Annotated in this window: 1 protein-coding gene and 1 pseudogene; both read right to left on the bottom strand. The window is 44.7% G+C overall.

Annotation, left to right across the window (positions count from 1 at the left end):
- Positions 1–114: 114 nt before the first annotated feature.
- Positions 115–438: pseudogene (locus BRW63_RS26940) on the bottom strand (transposase); the annotation flags it as partial.
- A 56-nt stretch (positions 439–494) separates the two neighbouring features.
- The gene (locus BRW63_RS26945) at positions 495–1,073 is read right to left on the bottom strand and encodes a hypothetical protein (RefSeq protein WP_073075374.1); all 579 of its coding nucleotides are present in this window, start codon (positions 1,071–1,073) and stop codon (positions 495–497) included.
- Between the last annotated feature and the right edge of the window lie 661 nt (positions 1,074–1,734).

Here is a 1,734-nt window from a genome sequence, read left to right on the forward strand (position 1 = left end):
GTGAAGCCCTAGATCAAGGAATTACGGATGCCCTCAAGGCTGTGACCTTAAAAGATATTGAGGGGTGGTTTACCTACCGCTGTTATTGTACTTAATTGAACTGAAAACCGCTATATCGTCGAAGCCGTTGAAACGAGTTTGACCCTTGGCAATCAGGATGGGTTCAAATTCACCATGACGATCTCGGGGGATAGCGATTTCAGCTTCGCCAAACTCACCCTTGATGGTTTTCTGGCTATGTCCATTGCGGCGATTCTTAGGAGAGGCAGGGACGGGTTCGAGTTGCTCTTGTTGCAGATGGGTATTGAGTTCTGCGGTGAGGCAGCGTTCGATCAAAGCTTTGGTCAGTTGCTTAAAAATGCCGCCTTCACCCATGAGATCTTCAGGGTTGCGATATTCTTTGAGGAGTTCGTCAATTAATTCAGGTCGAAAGGTCATGAGTTTGTGTCTCTGGTGATGGGTTCATTAGATCGTGTTTTGACCTCTGACACAAACTAATTTACACTCCCAGCAAGTTGGTCAAAACGATGGTAATCTTGAGGCTCTGCATTGCTCATCTCTAAACAATTCCAAGCAAACTCAGCAAGTCTTCCTTCAATTGGTTTTTCGAGGTGTAACCACATCCAGAGAGATTTAACAACTGCTGCTGCATTATCCAAATCTGAACCTGCAATAGCTTCGAGTAAATACAAGTAATCATCTGAATTAAGAGATGCAAGCCATTTACCCCACTCAAGCACATGTTCAACGAATTTGGGGTCAACTCGTTCATCTCGAATTAATCTCACCACACGATTGACCCCTTGAAGGTCACCTCCAAGCCTTTGCGTAGCAGTAACTATCGCCTCAGATCTAACCTCACCTTGCTGCGTAACTTTGTCTAAGTAATCACTAACGAATTGCCGCTTAATCTGGCTTAGACCACCACAATATGCTAAAAAAACATGACTGCCATCCTGTCCGATACCAATTTGTTCAATCTCTGCCAGCCATCCTTGCTCAAGATCCAATTTGCCAAGCCAAAAGCAAAACTTATACGCCTCTTGAGCTTCTGCTGAACAAAGCCAGTCCAAAAGCCCTTTTGTTAAAAGGGATGGATTATTAATAACCTCTTGTGCAAGTATTTGTGCTTCTTGCTCGTCACGATAAACACGATTTTCATGTTCATCTAGTTCATATTCAATGTGGCTACTTGTCCAGTGACCTGCCCAGCGTTTTAATCTAATTGCAAACTCAGACTTATTTAGTGATTTAAGTAAAGTGTTGATAGTTCAACAGTCCGGACAATTTTGAATCGCTAACGATGGAGTGCGGGTTTCAGCCTTCTCAATGAAGCTATCTACAACGGTAGAATGCGGGTTTCAGCTTCTGCCTCAAAAATTGTGGTTGGGTCGAGGGGGAGTATGATCTCCCTCTCCTCCCAGTTAGATCCGTGCGTGCAAGTTTTCCCGCACACGGCTCCCGATTCAATCAGGCTGTGCCTTTGCTCCTGTGTGCGTAATTATGGCAGGACTCGTGTAGAGCCTCCAGATTTGTCGCTTTCCAGTTGTGGTGATTTCCATCTTTATGATGCAGGTGAACCTGTTCCTCAGAGGTCATCTTGTATCCACAACCTAAGTACAGGAATGGTTTTGTCGTTTTAGGACTCTAGAGGTCGCACCGTCATAGAGTTTACTGTTACGTTCACTCCAGTACGTTAAGTCGCCATCGTAAGGGGATTTCTCCCCTTTGACA

The sequence above is a fragment of the Phormidesmis priestleyi ULC007 genome (assembly GCF_001895925.1).
Lineage (GTDB): Bacteria > Cyanobacteriota > Cyanobacteriia > Leptolyngbyales > Leptolyngbyaceae > Phormidesmis_A > Phormidesmis_A priestleyi_A.